Annotated in this window: 2 protein-coding genes and 1 pseudogene; 2 read left to right on the top strand and 1 reads right to left on the bottom strand. The window is 70.7% G+C overall.

All coding sequences use genetic code 11. The annotated features are described in order from the left end of the window. Positions 1-1,312: 1,312 nt before the first annotated feature. Positions 1,313-1,921: a hypothetical protein gene (locus ACWDAK_RS40940; RefSeq protein WP_427396321.1), complete on the bottom strand. Its 609-nt coding sequence runs from the start codon at positions 1,919-1,921 to the stop codon at positions 1,313-1,315. Between ACWDAK_RS40940 and ACWDAK_RS40935 the strand changes: the two genes are divergently transcribed. Both ACWDAK_RS40935 and ACWDAK_RS40930 read left to right on the top strand, forming a co-directional pair. Then, entirely contained in the window at positions 1,920-2,120 is a 201-nt protein-coding gene (locus tag ACWDAK_RS40935) for a hypothetical protein (protein ID WP_427396322.1), read from the top strand. The genes ACWDAK_RS40940 and ACWDAK_RS40935 overlap by 2 nt on opposite strands. A gap of 144 nt (positions 2,121-2,264) precedes the next feature. Then, positions 2,265-2,773 (top strand): annotated as a pseudogene (locus ACWDAK_RS40930) (glycosyltransferase); the annotation flags it as partial. Positions 2,774-2,876: the final 103 nt, after the last annotated feature.

The raw sequence follows: 2,876 nt of genomic DNA, 5'->3' as shown, positions 1-2,876 counted from the left end.
AGCGGTGATGGAAGCAGACAAGAGCGGTCCTAAGGCAGGGGACAGGGATTCACACCCGCACGGCCTTCGAGAAGGGTCCGTGCCTCCGGCGTGGTCGCGGCGCCGTGATCGGTGGAACGGATCGCGTGGGCTGCGCCGGTTCGCTACGACTCGGGTGGAAGGTCCGGTGCGTCGTGGCGACTGAAGCCATTGTTAGCGGGCCCCGTGGCGGGCTCCAAGGGGTCGGAAACGGCCGGTCTACGACGCGGTGTCGTAGGAGCGTCGCCCGTCGGGGTTCCCGGGGCGCGTCGTTCTACCCGCCGCCGCGGGGCTGAAACCTGGCCTCCGGGCCCGTTTTCGAGTTCCGTGATCACGGCTCTGAGCTGGGCTGATGTGGGACCGGCCGGTCGGTGGCGGCCCCGGCGGCCCCGGGGTGGCCGTGGTGGCGGGCGGGTGGCCGCAGGCCGGGTGGGGGTGGTCCACTATGCGGGGTAGCGGAGTGTCTGCCGCGTGTGGCCACCGTCACGGGCGACTTAAACCTAATTGCCCGATTTTCTCCTTTTAGGGCGGCTTTAGGCCCCGAATGCCCCCGCCGGAATGTGGCCCGAGCCACAGGAAAGGGAGTGACGCGGGCCGCAGAGTGCGCCGGGTTGCCGAAAGCAATGTGGCCCAGGCCACAGGCCGAAGAGCGCCAAGGACCGCGAATACCTGCCCCGGCGCCGACCGCGAGCGGAACGGGGTGGAGCGGGGCACCGGGTCAGGAACGCCAGTCGCAGCCCCGCCCCGCGCCCCCGCGCCTCCCGCGCCCAAGCCGTCCAGGATCTCGAGGTCCGCCCGCCAGGGCCGCACGGTTCGGGCACACCGGCCGGGCAGGCCGAGCGGGGTGGACGCTCCGAAACCCGCGTCGGACGCAGGTCGAGGTCGGTGTCCCGGGCCGGTTCGGCTTCCCCGGGGTCCGCTTGTCGGCCACGAGTACCTCGGAAAGGCGGAGTCCGGTGTGGCGTAGGCGTCGGAGCCCCGGGAGCCCGTTAGTATCCGATGTCAGGGAGCCGGAGACACCCCGGAAAACGCAGCCACGGACGCCCCGCCCGGCAAGAGCCAGGCGGGGGCGTCCGTGAGGCAGAAAAGCGCCAACCGCGGCGTGGTCCGGTTCTCGGCGATGTTCCGGTGCCGGTCAGGCCCCGCATCGCGATCCCGGACCACGCTATCGCCGGTCACGGAGAAGGTCTTGACCGAGCACGTTCCCGATCCGTCGAGGTGTCCACGGCCCCTCGACCGCCCTTTTCGCGATCGTCAAGACCATCATCGCTCAGGCCTTTCAGGGAAGACCTGATCAGTCCCAGTCGCCCCCGCGGTCGCCGCCGCCCTCGCGGTCGCCGCCGCCCTCGTGGTCGCGGCCGCCACCCCCGTAGCGGTGGACCACCCGGAAGCTGGCCAGCACACCGTTCTTGACGAAGACACTCTCGACGCAGTGCGGGTTCACGCCGTCGGCCGAGCTGCGAGGCCCGACGGTGGCGATCGGAGCTCCGTTGTCGCACACTGCGCCGCGGAAGACCTCGACCGTCTTGTGGCTGTCGTTGCGAATGTTCAGGGTCCTCGCGCCCAGGCCGCTGACCACGGTGATGCAGCCGTCCGAGTGGGCGGAGTACGTCCGCTCGTTGATGTGGATCCGGCCCTCGTGGTGGCGGTGGTGCCGGTGCTCACGGTGCTCGCGGTGCTCGTGTCCCTCGTTGCCCTTGCTTCCATTGTTGTTGTTGTCCCTCCCGTCGTTACCGGTGGGCGCCTGAGCGGGAACGGCCACCTGCTGGACGGCTGGGGCGGCTGGGGCGGCTGCCTGACTCGCCGGCTGCGAGGCGGCCGAGGTGTAGGAGAGGCCGGTCGCGGCCAGGGCCGCGGCGGCGCCGACGGCCGCGGTAATGGCGGTGGCGCGGGTGATCTGCATGGAACTTCTCCTGTTTCCTGAGCGGTCGGCTAGGCCGCCGACCGGTGATCTGAACGTAACGACGACACTCACATCGGGCATCTCGAAGGCCAAGGCCAGGGAGCCGAACGAGGTACCAGCACAGGGCATCGAGCAGCCCCTGAAGCGTCAAATCATCTGGAAAACAGGAGAATTGATGTGGTTTAGCCCTTCGGATTGAACCTGACACCCGCTCACACCATCGGCCGCCGGAGCGCCTGGAACCGCCGACACGACGGGATAAGCCGCCGTCAGGGAAACAGGCACCTCAAGAACAGCGCCCCTCCCGCTGATGCCCGCGGCCCACAGGCCGTGTCCCCACTCCGCACGCCCGCTGTCAGTGGGTTTCAGCAGCATGCCCGTGCGGACATCGACGAACGTCGCCCAGGCGGCCATCGAGGCGATCCGAGCTCAGGGCCGCCGCGCGGTCGTGGCCCGCGGCTGGGCCGACCTGGCCCTGATCGACGACCGGGACGACTGCTTCGTCGTCGGCGAGGTCAACCAGCAGGCACTGTTCCGTCGGGTGGCCGCAGTCGTGCACCACGGCGGCCAGGGGACCACGGCCACCCGGGCCGGGGCACCTCAGGTGGTGGTACCCCAGGCGGCGGACTCGTACTGGGCCGGCCGGGTGGCCGGCCTCGGCATCGGCGCGGCGCACGACGGGCCGACGCCGACCACCGAGTCCCTGTCGGCCGCACTCAGCACGGCCCTGACCCCGAGACCCGCACCCGAGCGACCGCCGTGGCCGCCATGATCCGCACCGACGGAGCGGCAGTGGCCGCGAAGCTGCTGCTCGACACGGTCAGCCCGGAGAGGCCGCCGGGAGTCGCGTGAACCACGGGCGACCGCCCAGCCCGGGGTGCGGCCCGGCCCAGCCGGTCGGCCGTCGTCGGCAGCAGCGCTACGAAGTAGTCAAGTGCGGCCTGTGGTCGGCCGT

The organism is Kitasatospora sp. NPDC001175, assembly GCF_053598215.1.
The sequence above is the reverse complement of the archived record's forward strand: the minus strand, read 5'-3'. Positions and strand labels throughout refer to the sequence as shown.